The organism is Actinacidiphila rubida (assembly GCF_900110255.1).
Classification (GTDB): domain Bacteria; phylum Actinomycetota; class Actinomycetes; order Streptomycetales; family Streptomycetaceae; genus Actinacidiphila; species Actinacidiphila rubida.
The window spans coordinates 19,877-41,378 of record NZ_FODD01000043.1 but is presented as its reverse complement, the minus strand read 5'-3'; the positions used below and the strand labels follow the sequence as shown (position 1 = coordinate 41,378).

General features: G+C 71.7%; 11 protein-coding genes and 1 pseudogene. 9 read left to right on the top strand and 3 right to left on the bottom strand.

All coding sequences use genetic code 11. The annotated features are described in order from the left end of the window. The first annotated feature begins 306 nt into the window (after nt 1-306). The 5 genes and pseudogenes from BMW99_RS32070 to BMW99_RS43205 all read left to right on the top strand — a co-directional run. Entirely contained in the window at nt 307-744 is a 438-nt protein-coding gene (locus tag BMW99_RS32070; protein ID WP_069462555.1) for a hypothetical protein, read from the top strand. Beyond that, nucleotides 737-1,336 carry an RNA polymerase sigma factor gene (locus BMW99_RS32065; RefSeq protein WP_069462554.1) on the top strand — a complete coding sequence of 200 codons (600 nt, stop codon included), beginning with the start codon at nt 737-739 and terminating at the stop codon, nt 1,334-1,336. Before BMW99_RS32070 ends, BMW99_RS32065 begins: the two co-directional genes overlap by 8 nt. 34 nt (nt 1,337-1,370) lie before the next feature. Further along, nucleotides 1,371-2,078: a hypothetical protein gene (locus BMW99_RS40920; RefSeq protein WP_141726037.1), complete on the top strand. Its 708-nt coding sequence runs from the start codon at nt 1,371-1,373 to the stop codon at nt 2,076-2,078. Between the two features lie 338 nt (nt 2,079-2,416). Continuing rightward, nucleotides 2,417-3,352 carry an aldo/keto reductase gene (locus BMW99_RS32060; RefSeq protein WP_069462553.1) on the top strand — a complete coding sequence of 312 codons (936 nt, stop codon included), beginning with the start codon at nt 2,417-2,419 and terminating at the stop codon, nt 3,350-3,352. A 12-nt stretch (nt 3,353-3,364) separates the two neighbouring features. Then, nucleotides 3,365-3,460: pseudogene (locus BMW99_RS43205) on the top strand (aldo/keto reductase); the annotation flags it as partial. Nucleotides 3,461-3,617: 157 nt separating this feature from the next. Here the strand turns inward: BMW99_RS43205 and BMW99_RS32055 are convergent. Then, nucleotides 3,618-7,616, bottom strand: coding sequence for a kelch repeat-containing protein (locus BMW99_RS32055; protein WP_141726036.1), 3,999 nt, complete (start codon nt 7,614-7,616; stop codon nt 3,618-3,620). Between the two features lie 179 nt (nt 7,617-7,795). Between BMW99_RS32055 and BMW99_RS32050 the strand changes: the two genes are divergently transcribed. The 3 genes from BMW99_RS32050 to BMW99_RS32040 all read left to right on the top strand — a co-directional run bounded on the left by BMW99_RS32050 (nt 7,796) and on the right by BMW99_RS32040 (nt 13,469). Next, nucleotides 7,796-8,764, top strand: coding sequence for a helix-turn-helix domain-containing protein (locus tag BMW99_RS32050; RefSeq protein ID WP_069462551.1), 969 nt, complete (start codon nt 7,796-7,798; stop codon nt 8,762-8,764). Between the two features lie 367 nt (nt 8,765-9,131). Next, nucleotides 9,132-12,068, top strand: coding sequence for a M4 family metallopeptidase (locus BMW99_RS32045; RefSeq protein ID WP_069462550.1), 2,937 nt, complete (start codon nt 9,132-9,134; stop codon nt 12,066-12,068). A gap of 366 nt (nt 12,069-12,434) precedes the next feature. Next, entirely contained in the window at nt 12,435-13,469 is a 1,035-nt protein-coding gene (locus tag BMW99_RS32040) for a helix-turn-helix transcriptional regulator (RefSeq protein WP_069462549.1), read from the top strand. A 168-nt stretch (nt 13,470-13,637) separates the two neighbouring features. On the opposite strand, the gene BMW99_RS32035 is transcribed toward BMW99_RS32040, so the two are convergent. Beyond that, nucleotides 13,638-14,027 (bottom strand): hypothetical protein, encoded by a 390-nt coding sequence (locus tag BMW99_RS32035; protein ID WP_069462548.1) that lies wholly within the window; start codon nt 14,025-14,027, stop codon nt 13,638-13,640. A gap of 380 nt (nt 14,028-14,407) precedes the next feature. Here BMW99_RS32035 and BMW99_RS32030 point away from each other — a divergent pair, with 380 nt between their 5' ends. Continuing rightward, the gene (locus BMW99_RS32030; protein ID WP_069462547.1) at nt 14,408-18,337 is read left to right on the top strand and encodes a carboxypeptidase regulatory-like domain-containing protein; all 3,930 of its coding nucleotides are present in this window, start codon (nt 14,408-14,410) and stop codon (nt 18,335-18,337) included. A 69-nt stretch (nt 18,338-18,406) separates the two neighbouring features. On the opposite strand, the gene BMW99_RS32025 is transcribed toward BMW99_RS32030, so the two are convergent. Beyond that, nucleotides 18,407-21,442: a helix-turn-helix transcriptional regulator gene (locus tag BMW99_RS32025; protein WP_075018056.1), complete on the bottom strand. Its 3,036-nt coding sequence runs from the start codon at nt 21,440-21,442 to the stop codon at nt 18,407-18,409. Nucleotides 21,443-21,502: the final 60 nt, after the last annotated feature.

Genomic DNA, 21,502 nt, shown 5'->3' with positions numbered 1-21,502 from the left:
GTGCCATTCTCACGTCCCCTCATCCGAACCCGTATGGGCGCGCACGGCCCGAAGACCGTCCACCCGCACACCGCAACAGGGCCCGGGAACGTCACCACGGGACGCGAAGAGTGACTCACGTCACACGACTCATGTGAGGTGACCATCGTTGCCCCGCTTTGCCCCCGCCACCCGTGAGGAGAGGTGCTCACAGGGTCTACAGATACGACGAACAGCCGCTGTAACGTCTGCGCTCGCTGAGACAGCCGCGCCGCCAAGGGCGTTGCCACCTCGGCCAACCGCTGTACCAGAGGAGGGGGACCGCACATGTCCGCATCGGCCCGCACACTGCTCTCCCGGATCACCACCGTCTCCGCAGCCGGAACCTGCCTGCTCGCCGCCGCCTGCAGCGGCACGTCCTCAGCCGCCGGCCATCCGGCACAAGACTCCCCCCGGCCGACCAGACACATCGTCAGCTACCAGGTCGACGGCCACGGCACCGCCGACATCACCTGGTCCGGTACGTCCGGCGGCACCGCCACGGGGGTCACCTTGCCCTGGCACAGGACGGGCCAGCGAAGCGACGGCACGCGCGGTGTGACGCTCACCGTGGTACTCGGACGGACCGGCGGGAAGGCCACCTGCTCCCTCACGGTCGACGGGCGACGTGTCGGCACTTCCCTCGCCCAGGGTTCCTACGGCCGCGCCGCATGCACGACCCAGGCCACGGCGACGGCACGTGGCAACGCCGCATCCGATGCCTGACCCGCACTTCCCGCCAACCGGTGTCTCCTCCAACCGCGCATCAGACGTGCTGCTCACGGTCGCCATCGAGCGCGCCCGCACCGGCGACGAGGACGCCTTTCGCCTCGTCTACCGGGCTGTGCAGCCGCGCCTGCTGAACTACCTGCGCGCCATGGTCGGCGAGACCGACGCCGAGGACATCGCCTCGGAGACCTGGGCCCGCGTCGCACGCGACATTCGGTCCTTCACCGGGGACGCGGACGGCTTCCGCGGCTGGACCACAACGATCGCCCGCCACCGCGCCATCGACCAACTCCGCCGACGGCGCCCTACACTGCCGCTGGAAGAGATCGGCCAGCGCCCCGCGGCCGACGACACCGAACAGGCCGCCACGGATTCCCTCTCCACCACCGCCGCCCTCGCACTCATCGCCCAACTCCCCCACGAACAGGCCCAAGCCATCCTGTTACGCGTCGTCATAGGCCTCGATGCCGCCTCGGCCGGCCGCATCCTCGACAAGAAACCGGGGGCCATCCGCACCGCGGCCCACCGTGGCCTGCGCAGTCTGGCCGGCAGGCTCCGTGAGCCGGTGCCCTCGGGGAACACGGTGTGACACCATCGACTCGCGATCAGCGAGAGGGGGCGCAATGAGCAACGGCAGCCCGGACGAAGAACTGGACGCCCACGAGGCGGAGGACCTCCTCGAGACTGCCCGCCATCGCCGGCCACCGGCCGACGACCCTGTCGCCGCCCTGCTCTCCGCCACGACGTTTCCCGACGTGGCACGGGTAGGCAGGGGCGAGGAAGCCGCGGTCGCGGCCTTCCGCGCCGCGGGACGATCCGAGGCCCGGTTCGCCGCGCCCGTCAAGTCCACGGGTCGCCGTCTCCTGAAATCGTTCGGGATCGCGGCCGCCGCGGCACTCACCCTGGCCGGCGCAGCCTTCGCCGCCGATCGCACGGGGATGCCTCTCCCCTTCAGCCACGCCACGCCTGCACACGCCCCCTCAGGCACCCCCTCCCCTCTCCCTACCGGCATGCCGACTTCGGCCCATGGCCCTCATACGTGGGAAACCAATCACGCACAGCCGCCCGAGGCGCCGTCGCAGAACGTTCCTCGCCCACATTCCGCGGTCCGCACTCAAGAGGTGCGCCCGTCACGACTCGGGAAGAAGCTGCACCCGCACGTGGCCCGGCCCCACGGTCCCAAACGTGGGCACTCCGCCGCCCGCGCGGTCGGGCTCAAGGCCGTGCCCAAGGCGGTGACCATGGCCGTTGCAACTGCCTGGTACACGCAGCGTTCCGGTCCGCGAATGTCGCCCGACGAATCCTGTGCGGCCCCGGCGCCCGTCCCCTGACCTGCCGGGACGGCGGCATCCCATCCCGCTGCGCCGTGCGTCCCACGTTCGGGCCGCACAACATCACGGTCTGCACCGCCGAACCCGGCACCGAGGACGCCGAACGCCTCGAACTGCTCGCCGTCATAGGGACCCAGTCGCTCGTCGACCGAAGGCAGGGGCCTGACGTACGTTCCCGGCGCACCCGGCTCAGTGCACGCAGCGCAGGCCGTCCAGGAATACGTCCAGCAACACCCCCGCTCTCTACCCGGCGAACCGTAAAGGGTTTGATGAGACCTGGCGGAGCCGGCGGCCTCGCTCGTTGTGCGCCGATCTGAACTTCTGAAAGGAACGCCGTCGTGAAGACCTTCACCTTGCCCGGCACCGACATCCTCGCGCCGAACGTCGTCCTCGGCCTGATGCGTATCGCCGACAAGACCGACGAGGAGGTCCGGGAACTCGTGCGCACCGCGCGTGACGCGGGTATCGACTTCGTCGACCACGCCGACATCTACGGCGGCGAACTGCACGCCTGTGAGCGCCGCTTCGCCGAGGCGATGGCGCTGACCCCGTCGCAGCGCGACGAGATCACGATCCAGACCAAGGCGGGAATCGTCACAGAGGGGCCGTACTTCGACTTCTCCTACGAGCACATCGTGAAGTCGGTCGAAGGTTCACTCGCAGCCCTGGGGACCGACCGCATCGACATCCTGCTGCTCCACCGCCCCGACGCTCTGGTCGAGCCGGAAGAGGTGGCTCGTGCCTTCGACGAGCTCGCGTCCTCGGGTAAGGTCCGGGCCTTCGGCGTCTCGAACCACACGCCACGTCAGATCGACCTGCTGCGCAGGTACGTGCGCCAGCCCATCGTGGCCAACCAGCTTCAGCTCTCGATCACGCACGCGCCGATCGTCACGCAAGGGGTCGCCGCGAACATGCTCGCGGAGCAGCAGTCCGTCACCCTCGACGGCGGCGGGATCGTCGACTACTGCCGCCTGAACGACATCACCGTCCAGGCCTGGTCGCCCTTCCAGGCCGGTTTCTTCACGGGCGTCTTCCTCGGCTCGCCGGACTACCCCGAGCTCAACGCCGTCATCGACCGCCTCGCCGCCCGCTACGACGTCCCCGCCATCGCGATCGCGACCGCCTGGATCACCCGCCACCCCGCTCAGATGCAGGTCGTGCTCGGCACCACCAGCCCCGAGCGCGTCGCGGGCGCGGCCCAGGGCTCGGACCTGCCGCTGACCCGGGCCGAGTGGTACGAGCTGTTCCGCGCGGCGGGCCACCTCGTTCCCTGATTGCGGGACGCTGTCGTCGACCTGCGTCGCCTGGACTCCGGCCCCGGACTGCGTCCCGAGGGGGACCAGGTCGTCGATCCTGACGACCGACGTTCGACCCTGACGGCAGCGGGTTCTCCGTGCGCAGGCCCCGGTAGCGGCGCTGTTGCCGGGTGGGCGGTGAACGTCCGGGAGCGGAGGTGGCGGAGGTGTGGCACGCAGATGTGAAGCAGCGGTGCCGGGTCGGTGGGTAGCCCCAGGCCGACCCGGCACCGCCGGGCTCACCTCACCGGGTCGTGAGTGCCACGTTCACCGGCGGGATGACGTAGGGCGTGTCGGTGACGAAGGCCAACTGGGCCTGGTACGTGCCCGGAGTGGACACCGCGGAGGCGTCCGTGCGCACCTGGACGGTCACGGTCTTGCCCGCCGGGACGGTGACCTGGGCCCGGGACGTCGAGAGCCATCCGACGTCCGAGCCGGTGACGCAGGCGTCCTGTCCCGGCAGCACCTCGGCGTACGGCGCCGGCATGGAGGAGGAGAGCCCGCCGCCGACGCGTGTCAGACCGCAGGCCGCGCCGCCGCGGAAGAGCGCGTAGGTCGCATTGGGCAGTGCCGACCACACACCCGTGGTGGGGTCGTACTCCTCCGCCTGGTTGGTGGCGTCGTAGGTGACGATGCCGCCGACGATCTGCAGTTTTCCTCCGGCGCCTGTGTAGCCCATTCCCCAGGTGGGATTCGGCATGTCGGTCACGCGCTTCCAGGTGTCGGACCCGGCGCTGTACTGGTACGCCGCGCCGGTCGGGTCGTCCGTCACCGGCCCGATGCCGCCGGCGCAGACCAGGCCGTCGCCCGATGCCGCGCAGCCGAGCAGTACCTCGTCCTGCGGGTAGTCGGCCAGCCGCGTCCAGACGTCCGTGTGCGGGTCGTACCGGTAGACGGACGACGCGGTGTCGCAGAGGGAGGTGGAGCAGCCCGCGACGACGTACAGGTGCCCGCCCACGACGGCCGCGGCCGCGTCCGTTGCCGCTGCCGGCATGTCCGCCGCCCGCGACCAGGAGTCCTTGGCCGGGTCGTAGACGTACGTCGTCGACGTCGGGTCGCCCTGCGGGTCCCAGCCGCCGGTGACGTACAGCTTCCCGTTGACGAACCCGCCCATGGCGTTCTCGCGCGCCTGCGGCATGGGGGCGATCGCTCGCCACGTCCCGGCGGACGGGTCGTACGCGGCTCCGTCGGCCGTGACTCCCGAGTCGTTGTAGCCGCTTACCGAGTAGACGGTCCCGCCGTGCTCCGCCACGACGTTGTCCATGATCGGCGTGGGGTAGTCCGGCAGGTCCGACCAGGCCGGGTTGACCTCGGCCTCCTTCGGTGGTGGCGTCCCTGCTCCGGCCGCGTGTCGGGGGCCGAAGGGACGCGGCGACGTCGCAACCTTCGTCCGCTTCAGCGGCGCTCCGGGCGAGGTGTCCTGGTGCTTCCCACCCTGAGGGGTGAAGCCGCCGTCCTGCTCGACGATGCTCACCGTCGCCGGCTGTGTGCCGGTGTTGGTCAGCGTCAGGGTGCTCCTCTGCGACGTCGTCGAGGAGCCCTTGCCGGAGCGCACCGAGATCGATGCCGGTCCGGCCGTCACCTGTCCGGCCTGCAGCGCCCAGTCCTTGTCGACGACCGCGTGCGCTCGCGGGGTGACCGTGGCCGTTGCCGTGGTGTAGTGGCGACCGGCCGCGGTCGTCGACCGGCCGGCAGTGCCGGGAGCGAAGAGCCAGTAGAAGCCGTCGCCGAGTGCCGGGTCGTCGTTCGTGGTCCCGGTGACGCCGGGAGTGCCGCCGGGCATCGAGACCTCGGCGCCCGTCAGCGGGGCACCGGTGTTCGCGTCCGTGACCTGGCCGGCGACGAGTCCGCCTGCCTGGGCAGTGCACGAGCGCGAGCCCACGAAGACGTTGTCGAGCTCCCAGAAGTTGTCGTAGTCCCCGGGGAACCGGAAGCGGACCTTGACGTCGGAGGCCCCGGCGGCCTGCGGCAGGGGCAGCGTGATCTGGCCCTGGATCATCAGGTGCGGTGTCGTCCAGACCGTCTGCCAGGTGGCGCCGCCGTCGAGGCTGAGATCGACGTAGCCGGTCTGCTCGCCGAACCCGGGGTAGTAGAAATAGGTGTCGAAGCCGATCTGCGGGGCCGTCTGACGGGTGAGGTCGAGCGTGGGTGTCACCAGGCTGCTGTCGTGGGTGGCGCCGTGGTACCAGTCGTCGAGGATCGCGAACTGGCCGCTCCCGCCCGTCAGGTTGCCCTTCTGACCGGGGTCGTCGAAGACCCACGTCTTGCCCTGCCCGGCGTCGTCGGTGACCGACCAGCCGTCCTGCGCGGCCGACCAGCCCGTGAAGTCGGCACCGGCGCCGTCGTAGGTGTAGCCGTAGCCGGCGGCGGTGCAGGTCGTCGCGTCGACGTCGAGCCCGATGTCGTGGGTGACCGTGCCGGATCCGGCGCCGAGGTCGACCGTGCCCGTCGCCGTGCGGTAGCCGGGCATGTCGACAGGCGTCGCGCTCAGTGTGTATGACGTTCCCACCGGCAGGTGCACGCTGTACCGCCCGGTGACCGGGTCGGTGAAGACGGCGCCGTTCGGATCGCCCTTGACGGTGATCCTGGCGTAGATCGGCCAGCCCTGCCCCGAGGCGTCGTGGACTGTGCCGCTCACGGTGCGGGTCCGCAGCTTCCTGAGATCGACGGAGCGGCTGACGCTGTGGCCCGCCGTGACGGTCACCCCGTCGAGGGTGCCGCCGTCGTACCCGAAGTCGGATACCGCCATCCGGTAGGTGCCCGCCGCGACTGCGACGTCGTAGCGGCCGTGCGCGTCGGTGACGCCGTGGAAGGCGTAGCCGTCGGGGCCCGTGAGGGTGACCGAGGCGCCGGGGAGCGCCTTGTGGTCCGCGGTGACCTTGCCCGTGACGTCGGCGGACGGGCCGAGCGTGAGCGCGGAGACGCCGTTCGGCGTCCCGACGCCGGTCGGCCCGTCCCAGCCGGGACCGGCGGTGCACGAGATGTCGCCGCAGGAGTCGTTGGTGCCGTCGGTCACGTCATTGAGCGACGCGTGCTTGCGGTAGACGTAGCTCGCCGGGTAGGTGCCGGGCACCGCCGGGCCGGCGAGTGCGTACATCGCGGAGACCAGCGGTGAGGCCAGGGAGGTCCCGCCCCACTGTGCCCAGCCGTCCTGGCCGAGCGTGTTGTAGACGGCGAGGCCGCTTTCCGAGTCGGCGTCGGCGGCGACGTCGGCGGTCGCCCGCTTTCCGGCGCACCCGGTCGCACTGTCCTGCTGGAAGCCGGGCGCGGACTCGTACAACGAGCAGCCGCTGCCCCCGCTCCACCAGGCGGTCTCGGTCCACCCGCGTGACGAGGACGAATCCTTGTTCAGCGTCGTGCCGCCGACGGCTATGACGTCGGGGTCGGTCGCGGGATAGCTCTGCACATGGCCGGAGTCGCCGCTCGAGACCGTCACGGCGATGCCCGGGTGGTCGTAGTAGTGGTCGTAGGACGACTCGTACGGGAACTCGCCGTCCACGCCGTACGAGTTCGAGATGGCCACGGCGCCCAGGCGGGCTGCGGTGTCGACCGCCTGCCCGAGGTTCGGCGAGCCGTTGTTGTCCGCCTGCACCAGCAGGATGTGGCAGTCGGGGCAGGCCGAGGAGACGGCATCGACGTCGAGCGCCGTCTCGATCGACCAGTCGGGGTTCTCGGCCGGGTAGTCCGTGCCGCCGCGCTGGTCGACCTTGGTGAAGCAGCCGTTCTCCGTCGTACAGGGGGAAAGCCCGTAGTGAGCGCGGAATACGGCCAGATCGGACTCCGCGCTGTCGTAGCCGAACGCGTCGACGATGGCGACCGTGCGGCCGCCGCCGCCCGACGGCAGGTTGTACGCCTGCTGTATGTCGGTGGGCCCGAGCGAGGTCGGCAGCGGCTCGTCGTCCTGCTGCACGAGCCGGCCCTGCGCGTCGGCCAGACCGTTGGCGAAGCAGCGTGCGTAGGGGGTGTCGTTGCCGTCGTTACCCCGCGCGGTGTCATGGCCGATGTTGCACCCTGCCGGCACGGCGAACTTGTCAGGCGTGGGCCGCGCCGCCGCACGGGTGGGCGGCGGTGGTGCCGTCGCGGCTGCGGGTGTGGCCGTTCCGGCCTCGTTGCCGTCGGCCGCCTGGGCGGTGGTCGGCAGGACCACCGCGGCCGCGGCTGTGATGACCATCACCAGAGCCGCGGTCGACGAGCGGAGCGACAGGTGTGCCGCCCGCCTGCGTCGTCGAGTCGGTGAACGCATGTGCACGGGCTCCCATCTCGCATCCCACTGCGTGCTCGCATCCCACTGCGTGTCAGCTACCTGTCACATCAAGGGAGTTGTCGGGATCCTGTCAGACGGTAAACTCGGCCCACAATCATTTCCGGGTGCGGATTCCTGTCACCTGTCAGAGTTCTGACGTGCACTGACGAGGGGTGACCATGTGGGAAGCGGTCGGCATCTCCGGCGTCGACGCACTCGCGTACGAGGCCCTGGTGCGGCGAGGCCGGAGCGAGGCCGAGACCCTCGCGGCCGACATCGCCTTGTCGCGGGGCCAGACGAGCCGGATTCTGGGGCGGCTGGTCGAGCGCGGGCTGGCCACCAGGTTGCCCGTCAGCCCTGTCCAGTACGTCGCCGTGCCTCCGGATGCCGCGGCGAGCTCGCTGATCGCGGAACGGCAGCGGGAACTGATGCAGTTGCGGGCACACGCGCAGCAACTCGCCACCGAGCAGGCGGCGCTCGACCGGGACACGCCCGATCCTGCCTCACTGATCGAGATCGTCGACGGTGCGGTCAACGTGCAGAACGCCGTCATCCGGCTCCAGCGCACCGCGCAACGCCAGATCCGGGCGCTCGACATGCCGCCCTATCTCGACCACCCGGTGGCCGGCAATCCCGAGCAGTTCAGCCAGGCCGAGCAACGCGGCCTGGTGTACCGCGTCGTCTACCATCCGTCGGCCCTCGAGATTCCGGGTCGCCTGGACGACGTCTGGCGGCGCATCCAGCACGGCGAGCGCGCGCGGGTCTCCGGGCATGTGCCGATGAAGATGGTGCTCTGCGACGACCAGCTCGCGTTGATCCCGATCTCACGGCGAGCGGTGGCCGATGCGGCCTACCTCGTGCGGCCGTCGTCCATGCTCGACGCCTTCAGCGAGCTCTTCGAGGCGATCTGGGATCGGGCTGTCTCCTTCAACCGGATCAAGCGGGCCGGCATGCAGGCCGATCAACCCGCCGTCGCCGGGGAGCTCCTGGGCCTGCTCGCGACCGGGGCCACCGACGAGACGATCGCCCGCACGCTCGGCTGGAGTGTGCGGACGGTCCACCGCCACATCCACAAGATGATGGCGGAGACGGGGGCCGAGACCCGTTTCCAGGCCGGGATGGAGGTCGTACGCCGCGGGTGGGTCTGACCACGAATCGTCACGTTGCCGCGCTCCGCACCGGACCCGGTGGTGATCTGGTCGGCGGCAGCCCGGTACCGGGCCAGGTGGAACCGCCCGGTGCCGTCGGTGCCGCTCGTGGGTGGCCTGGAAGAGGCGGCTCAGGGGGCTGGTCCCGGTTCTTCTGAATTGCAGTCAGGTGAATGCCCCGTCAACCGCCGTCAGGCGGTTGAGGTTCGCACTTGCGCAACTTCGCGTACTCCCCCCGGACTTCTCCTTGTGGAGCGGGGGCGCGACGGCGAAGGTCGAGGCGAGCCGCGGGCGCGCTGGTGCGCCGCAGAGTTGATGTCCCACTACCGGGCCCCGCGCTGCGCAGGGCCGTCGGAGGCACTTGCCCATGTCATCACCCATACGTCATCGACCAGTTCGTGGACCCGGCCACGCAGGACCCGTTGCCCTGCTCGCCGTCACGGCCGCCCTGGCCCTCGGCGTGGCCACTCCCGCGCTGGCGGCCGGGTCGGCGAACGCGCCGGGAAGTGGCGCCGCGAAACCCGCGACCGAGGCTCCCACCCTGGTGGACGGGCTGTCCGACGCAGTGGCCGCCTCCGTGCCGGCCGCGACCGCGGCCCGCACCCACCTGGCGGACCACCAGGACCGCTACCACATCGCCCACCCCGACCGGGACCTGGCCACGGACACCGTGACCGCGGACCCCGACGGCACCGAGACGGTGCGGCTCGACCAGAAGTACCACGGGCTGCCGGTCCTGGGCGGGCAGTACGTGGTGCGCATGAGCCACAAGGACGGCAGGCGCACCGTCACCGGCACGTCCGGCGCCTACTTCACCGACCTCGACGTCGACACCGGCAAGGCGACCCTCCCCGCCGCGACCGCCGTCGACAGCGCGGTGCAGTACGTGCGGAACGGGCTCGCCAGGGGCGGCTACGTCCCCAGCCACGCGAAGAGCGCCGGCGCCTTCTCCGGCGTCGACCACGGGCTGGCCGTCCTGCCCGCGGGCAAGGGCGTCCTGGCCCGCCATGTCACCGTGAGCGGCTCCGACCCCGTCACCGGCACGCCGGTGGTGCAGGAGGTGTACGTCGACGCCGCCACCGGCCTTGCGCTGTTCGAATCGGGCGGGCTGGCCACTTTCGCCGCGCCGGGCCAGGCCCCGGGTGCCGCCGCCCGCCCGCGCGGCACGGCGGCGAAGCCCGGCCAGGCCGGCCGGTCCACGTCCAACGCGATCTCCCGGGCCGGCGCCCTGACCGCCTCTGCGCCGGCCTCCGGATCGGCGAGCGTCACCGGGAGCGGCACCCTGCTCAACGGCTCCACCGTGCCGCTGTACCTGACCAAGGACGCCGCCACCGGCGCCTACCTGCTGCGCGACACCGCGCACATGGCCGACACCGAGCAGCACAACGTCATCCAGACCTGGGACGCCTCCAGCCTGTGGTATCAGGATGTCTCGGGCGTCTGGCCGGACGGCGTGGTGCCGTTCACCTCGCCCACCCCCCAGATCGACCCGGAGCTGACCGAGGTCGGCGCGGTCGACGCACACTGGGCGGCCGGGAAGGTCTACGACTTCTACCGTGACACCTTCCACCGCAACAGCCTCGACGGCCAGGGCATGGCGATCAACTCCCTGGTGGGCGTGACCGACTACGGCAACCCCTTCGTCAACGCCTTCTGGGACCATACCAAGATGGTGTACGGCACCGGCGACGCCGAGTACCGCTCGCTGGCCTCCGACCTCGACGTGGTGGGCCACGAGATGACCCACGGCGTGGTCGAGCACACCGCGAACCTCGTCTACTCGGGCCAGTCGGGCGCCATGAACGAGGCCCTGGCCGACTACTTCGGCAATGTCATCGACATCACCGCCAACCACACCCCGATGAGCGATCCGGACGCCGGCCTCATCGGCGGCGACCTGTGCCGCACCCTGGCACCCGAGGACTGCGCCTTCCGGGACCTGAACGACGGTGCCACGACGAAGAGTTTCGCGGGCATGCCGCTCGGGTCGTCGTACGACAACGGCGGCGTGCACCTCAACTCCACCATCTTCAGCGGGGCGTTGTGGGACATCCGTGAGAGCCTCGGCGGCACGCTGTCCGACCGGATCGTCTACCGTGCGCTGACCTCCTACCTGACCCCCCTGGACGGCTTCGAGGACGGCCGGGACGCGGTCATCGCGGCGGCGAAGTCGCTCGGCGTGCACGGCCGGCAGATGACCACGGTGAAGGACGCCTTCGCGGCCCACGGCATCGTCCCGGGCTGGGAGAAGAGCCTCGGCCTTGACAGCAAGGTGCTCCTCGGCCGGCTGGGCACCCTCCCGCAGTACGTCGGGACGAGCAACGCCCCCAGCGTCGGCGGCGGTTGGTGGGCTGTTCCCAAGTCCAGCCCCGACAGCACCGCCCCGTACTCCGTGTGGGTCGGCCGCGTCGACGGCAAGGGCAAGCCCCGGCAGGTCTCCCCGAACGACGACAGGACGCACCTCAGTTCGGTCACCGACGGCAAGCGCGTGGTGTGGGTGGCCGTCGGCACCCCGTCGCCGGACGACCCGTACACGCACACCTACGACATCCTCTCCGCACCGGTCGCCGGTGGGGCGCCGACGACGCTCTACAGCACCGGCCGCTCGATCAGCGGGCTGAGCGTCGACGGTGACACGGTCGCGTGGTCCCAGCAGGACGAGCAGACCGGGCTCCAGCACGTCCTCTACCTGAAGGGCGGCGGCACCACCCCGCAGACCGTCCCGCTCGGCCGCGACTACAACGAGGCGGTCATGCCGTCCGTGAAGAACGGGCGCATCGCCTACGTCCACGAAGGCCTCTTCGACGGTCAGTACGGCTCCGTCGTCGAGGTCTACGACCTCGCGGCGGGAACGACCAAGGACCTGGGCGCGCCGTCCGAGCCGGAGTGGATCAGCCCGCCGGTGATGACCGCGTCCTCGGTGTACTGGCTCATCGACACGAACTACGCCGACGACGACTTCACCACCCTGCGCCGGGCGGACCCCGACGGATCCCACGTCACCGACGTCATCGCGGAGGACGGCGAGAACCCCGTCCGCGCCTGGGGTCTCGCCGCCACCGACAGCGCGATCACACTGACCGTGTACCCGTCCTACACCCAGGTCTTCGACAACTACAACGACTACCTGGCCAAGCTGTACCAGTTCACGCCCCAGGGGGCACCGCTGGGCCGGGTCTCCTGCAGCGTCGGCCAGCAGAGCAACGCCGCAGCCGACACCGGCAGCCGGGTCCTGTGGATGGACACCAGCACCACGGACACCGACCTGGTGGTCAAGAACGGGCCGGCGGGCACCTGCGTCTGAGCGCTCCGCACCCACGGTCGGCCCCCTTCGCGCCTGCGCGAGGGGGGCCGACCGCCTTGGTGATCTATTCCAAGATGTGAGTCCCCTGTCAGGGCGGTGAGGACTGGGCGGGAATTCCTCACGGCCGCGCTCCAAGGGAGGACCGACGATCCGCTGAAGGGATCGCCGCAGTTCGGCCTTGCCGTCCCGCCGCGTCCGCGGGACCGGCGGCACGGCCCGGCCGACCTTGACGGGCCAGGCCGCGCTCCGCAAAGATCCGGAGGTCACGGAGTCGCGCAGGTCCGCACATCCGCTGCCGCCCGCGACTGACAGCGCAGACGTACGATCAAGGCCGATGCGGCCGCGAGGGCAGGAGCGTCAGGCTGGATGGACGGCACGTCGGACGGACCGTGGGCGGGCACCGGCCTGGACGCCTGCAGCAGCCAGGTCCTCGAATACCTGCTCAGTCACCCCTCCGCCGATTCCCGCACCGTGTCCACAGCGGTCGGCGCGTCGTCAGAAGCGACCCAGCGGGCCCTGCGCAGCCTGGAGGACGCGCTGCTCGCCGTCCGGACGGACGACCGGCCGCCCCGGTGGACGGCCGGTCCGCCACGCTCGTCCCTGGGCCAGCTGCTGGCCCGCAAGCGCCGCGAGCTGGCCCAGGCCGAGCTGTACATGGAGCAGCTGAACGAGATCTACCAGTCCGTGTCCCTGCGCCGGTCCGCCCAGCTGATCGAGGTCATGGAACACCAGGAAGAGGTCTCCGCGCGCTACGCCTACCTCCTCAAGGGCAGCACCCGCGAAGTGCTCCACCTGTCCAAGCCGCCCTACGTGTCGGGGTCCGGGACCGCACGGGCCTCGGGCGACACCGGCTCCGCACAGCCCGCCGTCCAGCCGGGGGTGCGGCTGAGGTCGGTCTACGACACCGACGGCTTCACCGACGCCGTGTCGCTGGAGACGGCACTGCGAGGCACCGCCATCGGCGGTGAATTCCGGCTGAGCACACCGCTTCCCCTCAAGCTGGTCGTCTTCGACCGGACCGCGGCCCTGCTGCCCCTGCACGGTGACCGGCCGTCGGCCGGATCGCTGCTGGTCCACTCCCCCGCTCTCATCGACGCGGTCGCCGCTCTGTTCGAGAACATCTGGGAACGCGCGGCGCCGGCCTCGCTGGAGAGCCGCGGAGACTGGCCGTTCCCCCACCCACCGTACGAGGTCGAGCAGATCGACGAACGGACCCGGGAGATCCTCCGCCTCATGGCGACCGGGATGAAGGACGACTCCATCGCCCGAGTGCTCAATGTCAGCCGCCGTACCGTGCAGAAGCACATCAGCGAAGCGGGCAGCACTCTCGGGGTGAGAACGCGCTTCCAGATGGCGCTCCTCGCGGCGGAACGCGGCTGGCTCGGTTCGCGGCCGGCGTGAACCAGCGGCTCACGCAGGGTGCGGCGGCAGGAGTCCTCCAGCAGGGCCGCGGCACCGACCCCTACGCTCACCTGCTCGCCGCCGTCGTCGAGCTCGGCGGCAAGCTGGAGCTCCCAGCTACCCGTGACGGGCGCTTCAGGGGCGCGGTCATCCCAGAAGGCTGCGCGGTCAGCGCCGGCCGCCGCCGATGCGGCGGTCGTCGGCCAGTGCGGTGAGCGGGCCGAACTCGCCGGCGAGCTCGTTCCACGTCAGAACCTCGCCACAGCGGGCCGGGAACTCCTTCGGGTTGAACTCGGGCATGGTCCAGGTGCCAGTGCCCCGGTCCCGCAGCCATAGGTCCCCGTCACCGTCGACCACAGTCGGCGGGACCGGTACGGGCTCGGCCTGATCGGTGGGCTCCCAGGTGACCCGGCCCGGGTGGGAAACGCGGCGCAGTTCGGCGGTGGCCAGCCGCGCGGCCAAGTCACGGGTGGACTCTTCGGCGTCCTTGACCGACGCGAGTCGGAATGCGTCGTCGAGTACAGGCAGGGCTGGATTCTTGCTTCGCTTTGAACTCATACGCTGACTACCTCCGGTGGGGGGCGTCACATCCGTCATGGCACCCCGTAGAGGAACACGGTATCCGAGGCGGGAGCCGGGCCGGCTACGACCACTGTCCAGGCGGAGGCGCCGGCACACCGGGCGGTGGGGCTAGGAGCGGAGATCCTCGGGCGCTGTTGGGGTGCCTCCCGCGCCGTTGTCCACGCCGGGTTCTCGGCGGCCTGGCCGGCTGGAGACTCCCATCGGTTACCTCGGATTCCGGTGTGCCAACGACGCCTCCGGAGCCGCGTAGCTCGATTTATTAGGTCAGTTGCCCAATCGTCGGGGCTCGTTCACCCGTCCATACTCATCCGACACAGGCTCCCTTGCCCCGTCCCGACCCGAGGATTGGCCAGTTCATGATGAGACACGGGCGCCTGCGCGCCCTCCTGACCATGCTCATATCCGCCTGTCTGGCCGCCTTCGCCGCCGCCCAGACCCCCGCGGCCGCCGCGGCGGCGCGGACCCCGCAGACCGTCGCTCACCAGCCCGCGGCGACGCCCGCCCCGCAGATTCACCCGGCCGCCGCACCGGCTAAGCCCGCGCCGCGCGACGGCGACGACAAGCCCGCCGGCTGCTTCACGGCGACCCCGAAGCAGGGCAGAGCGAGCTGCTTCGCCTGGGTGCGGACCTCCGACGACCGCCGGATGTCCGGGCAGGACGGCCCGCCGAGCGCCGCGCTGACTCCCGCCGACATCCGGTCGGCCTACCGTCTGCCGGCCACCGGCCAGGGGCAGACCGTCGCTGTCGTGGACGCCTTCGGGTACGCCGCCGCCGAGGACGACCTCGGCACGTTCCGCAACCAGTACGGGCTCGGCCCCTGCACCACCGAGAACGGCTGCTTCCGCAAGGTGGACCAGCGCGGCGGCGACGGCTACCCCGCGGACGACGCCGGCTGGGCCCTGGAGACCGCGCTCGACGTGGACGCGGTCTCGTCTGCCTGCCCCGCGTGCCACATCCTGCTCGTCGAGGCGGACTCCGACTCCACGCGCGACCTGGGCGCCGCCGTGGACACCGCGGTGGAACTCGGCGCGACGTTCGTGTCCAACTCGTACGGCGCAGTGGACGCGCGCGCGGCCGGGAAGGTGAACGACGCCGACTACGACCACCCGGGCGTGGTGATCACCGCTTCGACCGGCGACGTCGGCAACGCGATCGAGTGGCCGTCCTCCAACCCCCACGTCACCGCGGTCGGCGGCACGACGCTGACCGCCGCCCCCGGCACCTCGCGCGGCTGGACCGAGAGCGCCTGGTCCGACGCCGGCAGCGGCTGCTCCTCCTTCGAACCCCCGTCCGTCTACCAGAGCGTCCTGGCGACCCACTGCGCGAACAAGGCGACGGCCGACATCTCCGCGGACGCCGACCCGCACACCGGGCTGGCCGTGTACAACTCCCTCAACGGCGGCTGGGTCCAGGCCGGCGGCACCAGCCTGGCCTCGCCGCTGATCGCGGCGATGTACGCGCTGGCCGGCACACCCGCCGCGGGCACCTACCCGGCGACCTACCCCTACATCCACGCCGCCGGCGACCTGTTCGACGTCACCGCGGGCTCCAACGGCGCCTGCGGAGACGTGCTGTGCACCGCCGGACCCGGCTGGGACGGACCCACCGGCCTCGGCACGCCGAACGGTGTCACCGCACTGGCCGTCGGCGCGCAGGGAACCGTCAGCGGCAAGGTCACCGACCGGACCAGTGGCGCACCGATGGCAGGCGCCCCCGTGGTCCTCGCGGACGCCACCGGCGACCTCACGTTCCGCGCGGTCACGGACAGCGCGGGCAGGTACCAGGCCAGTGTGTCCGCCGGCACATACGACCTGTCGGTCTCGGTGTTCGGCTATGGAAAGGGCGACGCTGACGGTCTCATGGTGACCGCCGGCCGGAACACCACCACCGACGTGGCGCTCACGAAGACACCCGAGCACACGGTCTCGGGCAAGGTCACCGACTCCGGCCACAGGTGGCCGCTCTACGCCAAGATCACCGTCCCCGGCGACCCGCACAGGCCGGTCTACACCGACCCCAGGACCGGCGCCTACACACTGCCGCTCCCCGAGCGCGCCGAGTACACCATGGACGTCACACCTCTCTACCCCGGGTACGCTCCGCACGCCACGACGTTCACGCTCGGAACGCACGACCTCCATCGCGACGTCTCCGTCGCGCCGGACACGGCCCTGTGCACCGCGCCCGGGTACGGTTACTCCGCGCAGGCCGACTTCACCGGCTGGACCACCGCGCCGAAGTACGGCTGGACCGTCACTACCGCGGGCACACCGGACACGGGCTGGCGGTTCGACGACCCGGCGGGCCGCGGGAACCTCACCGGCGCGACGGGCGGCTTCGCGGCCGTCGACCCGCAGAGCGTCGGCCAGGCCGCGGACACCAGCCTCACCTCGCCGGTGTTCGACCTGACCGGCCACCGCAGCGCCGATCTGAGGTTCGACGCCGCGGCCGTGCTCGCCGCCGGCTCCGAGGCCGACGCCTCCGTCACCACCGACGGCGGCCGGACGTGGCAGCAGGTGTACCGGGCTGACGCGGCGACCGCCGTGGCCGGCCCCGTCGACGTGCCGCTCACGCAGGCCCTCGGCCACCGCGCCGTCCAGGTCCGCTTCCACGTCGCGGGCCAGGGCGACACGTACGTCCAGCTGTCGAACGTGTCCGTGGGCCAGTGCCAGGCTCTCGGCGGCGGCCTGGTCATGGGCGCGGTCGGCGACGCCAACACCCACCGGCCGCTCGACGGCGCCACCGTCACGGACACCTCCGCTCCCGTCACGGACGTCTACGCCACCACGGTCAGCGTGACCGACGCCGACGACGCGCACCTGCCGGGCGGCTTCTACTGGCTGTACTCCCCGAAGCCCGGGCCGAACTCCCTCACCACTGCGGCGCCGCGGTACGCGACCGTGCGAACGGCCGTCACCGCCTCCGCCGCGGTGCACACCTACAGCCCCGTCCTGCGCGCGGGACGGCTGACGGTCACGCCCGCCGAGGTGACGCTGAAGAGCGCGCTCGGCGGCAGGGCGAGCCAGGACGTCGCCCTCACCAACACCGGGACCGCGCCCCTCAAGGTGACCGTCGGCGAGCAGAAGGTCGCCGCTCGCGCGACCACCACGCCGGCCACGGGCACGGCGGCCGGCGCCAGTTCCTGGCAGAGCCTGCCCGCCTATCCCGAACCGGTCGTCAACAGCGTCGTGGGCTCGTACGAGGGCAGGACGTACTCGGTCGGTGGCGCGTCGACCTTGTTCGTCGGCATGCTCGGACAGGCGGGGCTCGTCAAGCACAACTACGTCTACGACCCTTCGGTCGGCTCCTGGCAGCAGTTCGCCGACCTTCCGCAGCTGCGGACGGGCGCCACCGGCGCGTTCGTGAACGGCACGCTGTACGTCGTGGGGGGCATGGACTACCCGGGCGGCCGGATCGGCGCGTTCGAAGCGACCACCTACGCGTACCACCCGGACAGCGACACCTGGACGCGGGCCGCGGACCTGCCGAAGGCCGTGTCCTTCGCCGACGCGGCCGTGTTCGGCGGCCAGTTGTACGTCATCGGCGGCCAGACCGCCTCCGGGGACTCGGCGGCGGCCTACCGGTACGACCCGGCCGCCAACGCCTGGACCCGGGTCGCCGACTACCCGGTCCCGGTGGACTCGGGCGGCTGCGGCGGCGGCGTCGACGGCATCGTGTGCGCCGGCGGTGAGACGTCGCACGGCTTCGCGTTCGACACGTTGGCCGACACCTACCTGTACCGCCCGGACGCCAACGCCTGGACGCGAGCCGCCGACATGCCGTCCACGAGCTACCTGGGTTCGTACAGCTCCGCCAACGGCGAGCTGCAGGTGGCCGGCGGCGTGGGCGGCCAGACCGGTCGCACCGTGCAATACGACCCGGTGGCCGACGTCTGGACCCCCCTGCCCGACGCTCCCCTGGCCGCCTACGGCGCCGGTCGCGGCACCGGCTGCGGGCTGTCCCTGGTGGGCGGTTCGGTGTACGGCTTCCCCGCGTCCGGCACCACCGGCTTCACAACCCTGACCGGCTTCGACCAGTGCGGCGGGGACGATGTGAGCTGGCTGTCGGAGAACAGGACGACGGTGACGCTGGCGCCCGGCCAGTCGGTCCGGGTGCGGGTCACCGCCGACACCGGCGCCCTCCCCGCACCGGGCGCCTACGCAGCGTCCCTGGCCCTGATCACCGACACGCCCTACCTCAACCGCCCGGTCCCGGTGGGCCTCACTGCGGTTACCGCGCGGCACGGCAGCACCCCGAAGCCGGGCGCCGCTCGGGCGACCGGCTGACCCGCGGCGCGCCGCGCCGGCAGTCCGACGACGGCCGGCGCGGCGGGTCAGGAACCGGGGTTCTCCGGATCACTCACCCACCGGACGTCCCGGGGCCTCGGCGGTGAGGGACGAAGCCACCAAGCGGAGCCGCTCGGTGGCTTCGCCGGCGGAACCGGGAGCGAGTGCCTGCTGCGTGACCACTACAGCCAACGCGGTCCGCGACGACACACCGTGCTTGCGCATCGCCGAATTGAGCTGAGCCGCCACGGTCTTGGGCGAGCGTGAGAGCGCCACGGCGATCTCACGGTTCGACATGCCGCTGAGCAGCAGCTTCACGACTTCCATTTCCTTGGGCGACAGTTGGTGCTTGTAGCCGCGGCGCCCGGCACCGCGCCCGCGGCCCGTCACGGAGCCGTGCCGGCGCAGTGTGCCCAGCACCCGGTCGGCGTCGCTCTTCGCGCCGAGGGCGAGCAGTTCCCGTGCGACCACTGCCAGTTGGGTCAGTGCGGCGCTGTGATCACCCGCGTCGAACAGGCAGCTTCCGTGCCGTTCGCGGGCCAGCAGCGCCTCGTACGGACGCGGCAGTCCCTGCCAGGCCGTGGCGGCCTCCAGCCACGCGGCGGCCGCTGCGGCATGGTCCCCGAGCCCCTCGGCGAGCAGCCCGCGACAGGACCGCAGCGCCGCACGGGCGGTCGGGATGTCGCGGTCCTCCAGTCCCCGGTCGAACGCCGCGACCAGGGCGACGGCCTCGGGCTGCCGGTCCGCGCGGACCAGCGCCTCGACGCGCACCGGCATGGTGTCGGTGGCCCACAACCACATGCCGTTGCCGGCCACGACCTGCTCCACCTCGTCGGTGAGCTCCAGGGCCCCGGCGACGTCGCCGCTCGCGAGCCGGAACCGGGCCAGGGCGGCCGTCGACTCCAGGGACATGTCCACGACGCCGCGGCGAGCGCTGTGCTCGCGCACCGCCTGCAGGGTCTCCTCGGTGGACGGGTCCCCGCCGGCGGCGACGCCGAGCAGCCCGAGGATCAACCGGCTGTCGAGCTGGATCAGCGGCTCCTCGTCCAGCCGCGCCCAGTGGCGGGCGCGCTCGGCGAGGCGGTCCCACGCTCCCGTCAACCAGTCCAGGTGTACCAGCGTGACCTGGATGATGTCCTGCAGCCGCTGGTAGCGGTACTTGCCCGCGGCCTCGGCCCCGGCCAGCAGCCGCTCCCGGGCCTCCGGGTAACGCCCCCACCGCATGGCCGAGTTGCCGAAGTTCAGCGACGCGCGGGCGAACATGAGCGCGTCCTGCGACGTGGCCGGCCGGGTGGAGAACCGCTGCGCCAGGGTCCATCCGGCCTCCTCACCCAGGCCCAGCAGAGCGGTCGTCCGGTCGATCAGCAGGCTCTGACGGTCCCCCTCGGACAGCGAGGCGACCGGCACGAGGGCGGCCAGGTCGAGCCAGCGCCGGTGCTCGGCGGCCGGCCAGAGCAGGCCCGACGGGCCGCCGAGCATGATCATGGCCTGCGCTGTCTCGAACGGGCTGCCGGCGAGATCGGGGACCGCCCGCTTGACCTCCTCCGAACCCGCCTCCAGCTCACCGGCGTGCATCAGCATGCGGCCGAGCTGGGCGCGGATCCGGGCCCGGTCGCGGACCTCCAGCCGCTCGTCCGCCAGGACCGCGCGCAGCCGGCTGACCAGGTCGACACGGCCCAGATACCCGGTGAACGCCAGCAGCGGCATCTTCTTGGCGATCCGGGCGATGTCCCCGCCCGGCAGTCCTGGCTCGTTCAGCAACTCGGACAGGAAGGTCACCGCGGTCGGGTGATCCCCGGAGGACAGCGCAAGGTCCGCCGCCCGCTCGGCGTACCGACGCCACTTGGCGGCCTCGCGCCCTTTGCGGAAGTGGTAGGCCAGGCGTCCGATCGGTGCGTGCGGCGCCGACTCCAGGAGGGCGGCCGCCCGCCGGTGCGCGTCCCGGCGGTCGCGGCCGGCCGCCCGGTCGTAGACGGCCCTGGCAGCCAGGACGTGCCGGAACGCGAGGCGGCCGGTCTCGTCCTCGGTGACCAGCCCGCTGCGCAGAGCCTCCTGGATCGCCCGGCCCGCCTGGTCGGGCGGCAGGCCGCTGACGACCGACACGACGCCCTCGTCCGCGGCGTCGATCAGCACCGCAGCGGCCAGCAGCACGCGCTGAGCGGCGGGATCGAGTCCGCGGACCCGCTCGGTGACGGCGTCCCGGATGGATGGTGGGACGGCGATCTCGTCGAGTGACCTGCGGGTCCATGCTCCGTCCTGGCGGACCAGGTCCGCGCGGTCGTGCAGCAGGCGGACCGACTCCTCCAGCGCAAGCGGCACTCCCTCGGTGCGCTCGTGCAGGAACGCGGCGAAGGCGGTGGAGACCTGGTCGTCGCCCAGCATCGACGCCACCAGGTCAGCGGCCTGCGGCGCGCGCAGCCCGCCGAGCACGATGCCGGCGCGGCTGACGCCGGGCTGCAGCCGGGAGGACAGGCGCGGCAGAAGGGAGTCGGCGGGCAGATCCTCGGGCCGGTGGGTCAGCACCAGGCTGACGCGCTGCGGCTGCCGGGAGGCGAGGAACAGCACGAACTCCATGGTCGCCTCGTCCGCCCAGTGGACGTCCTCGACGATCAGGATCCGGACACCGAGCCGGTCGAGCACTTCCGCCAGGGCGCCGATCAGCCGGTGGCGTGCCGCGCCGGCGTCTTCCAGCGGCTCGGGCGCGGGCGGCAGCCCGTCCGCCCACTCGGGGAAGAGCGGACGCAACGTGCCCGCGAGCGCGGTCAGGCCGAGACCGGCGACGTCCGCGCGGGCCTGGCGCAGGGCGTCCACGATCGGGCCGAGGGTCAGCGGCTCGCGGAACGGAGGGCAGACCGCGGTGAGCGGACCGGCCCCGGACCCGACCGCCCCGGGGACCCCGACCGTCCGGGCCGCTTCGACGGCCCTGACAGCCTCGCGGACGAGGCGGCTCTTCCCGATGCCCGCCTCGCCCTCGACCAGCACCACGGCCGGAGCGCGGTTCAAGGCGTCCGTCAGCCGCCGGAGTTCGGCCTCGCGGCCGACGAATCGTGGGGGCGTGAGCTGAGGGGGCGCATCCCGCTCGCGGTCCCATGTGTGCCGATCCACTGCGTCACCATACTCGTTCTGCCTGGTCGGGTGGGTGCCATGTCATCACCGGAGGGCCTG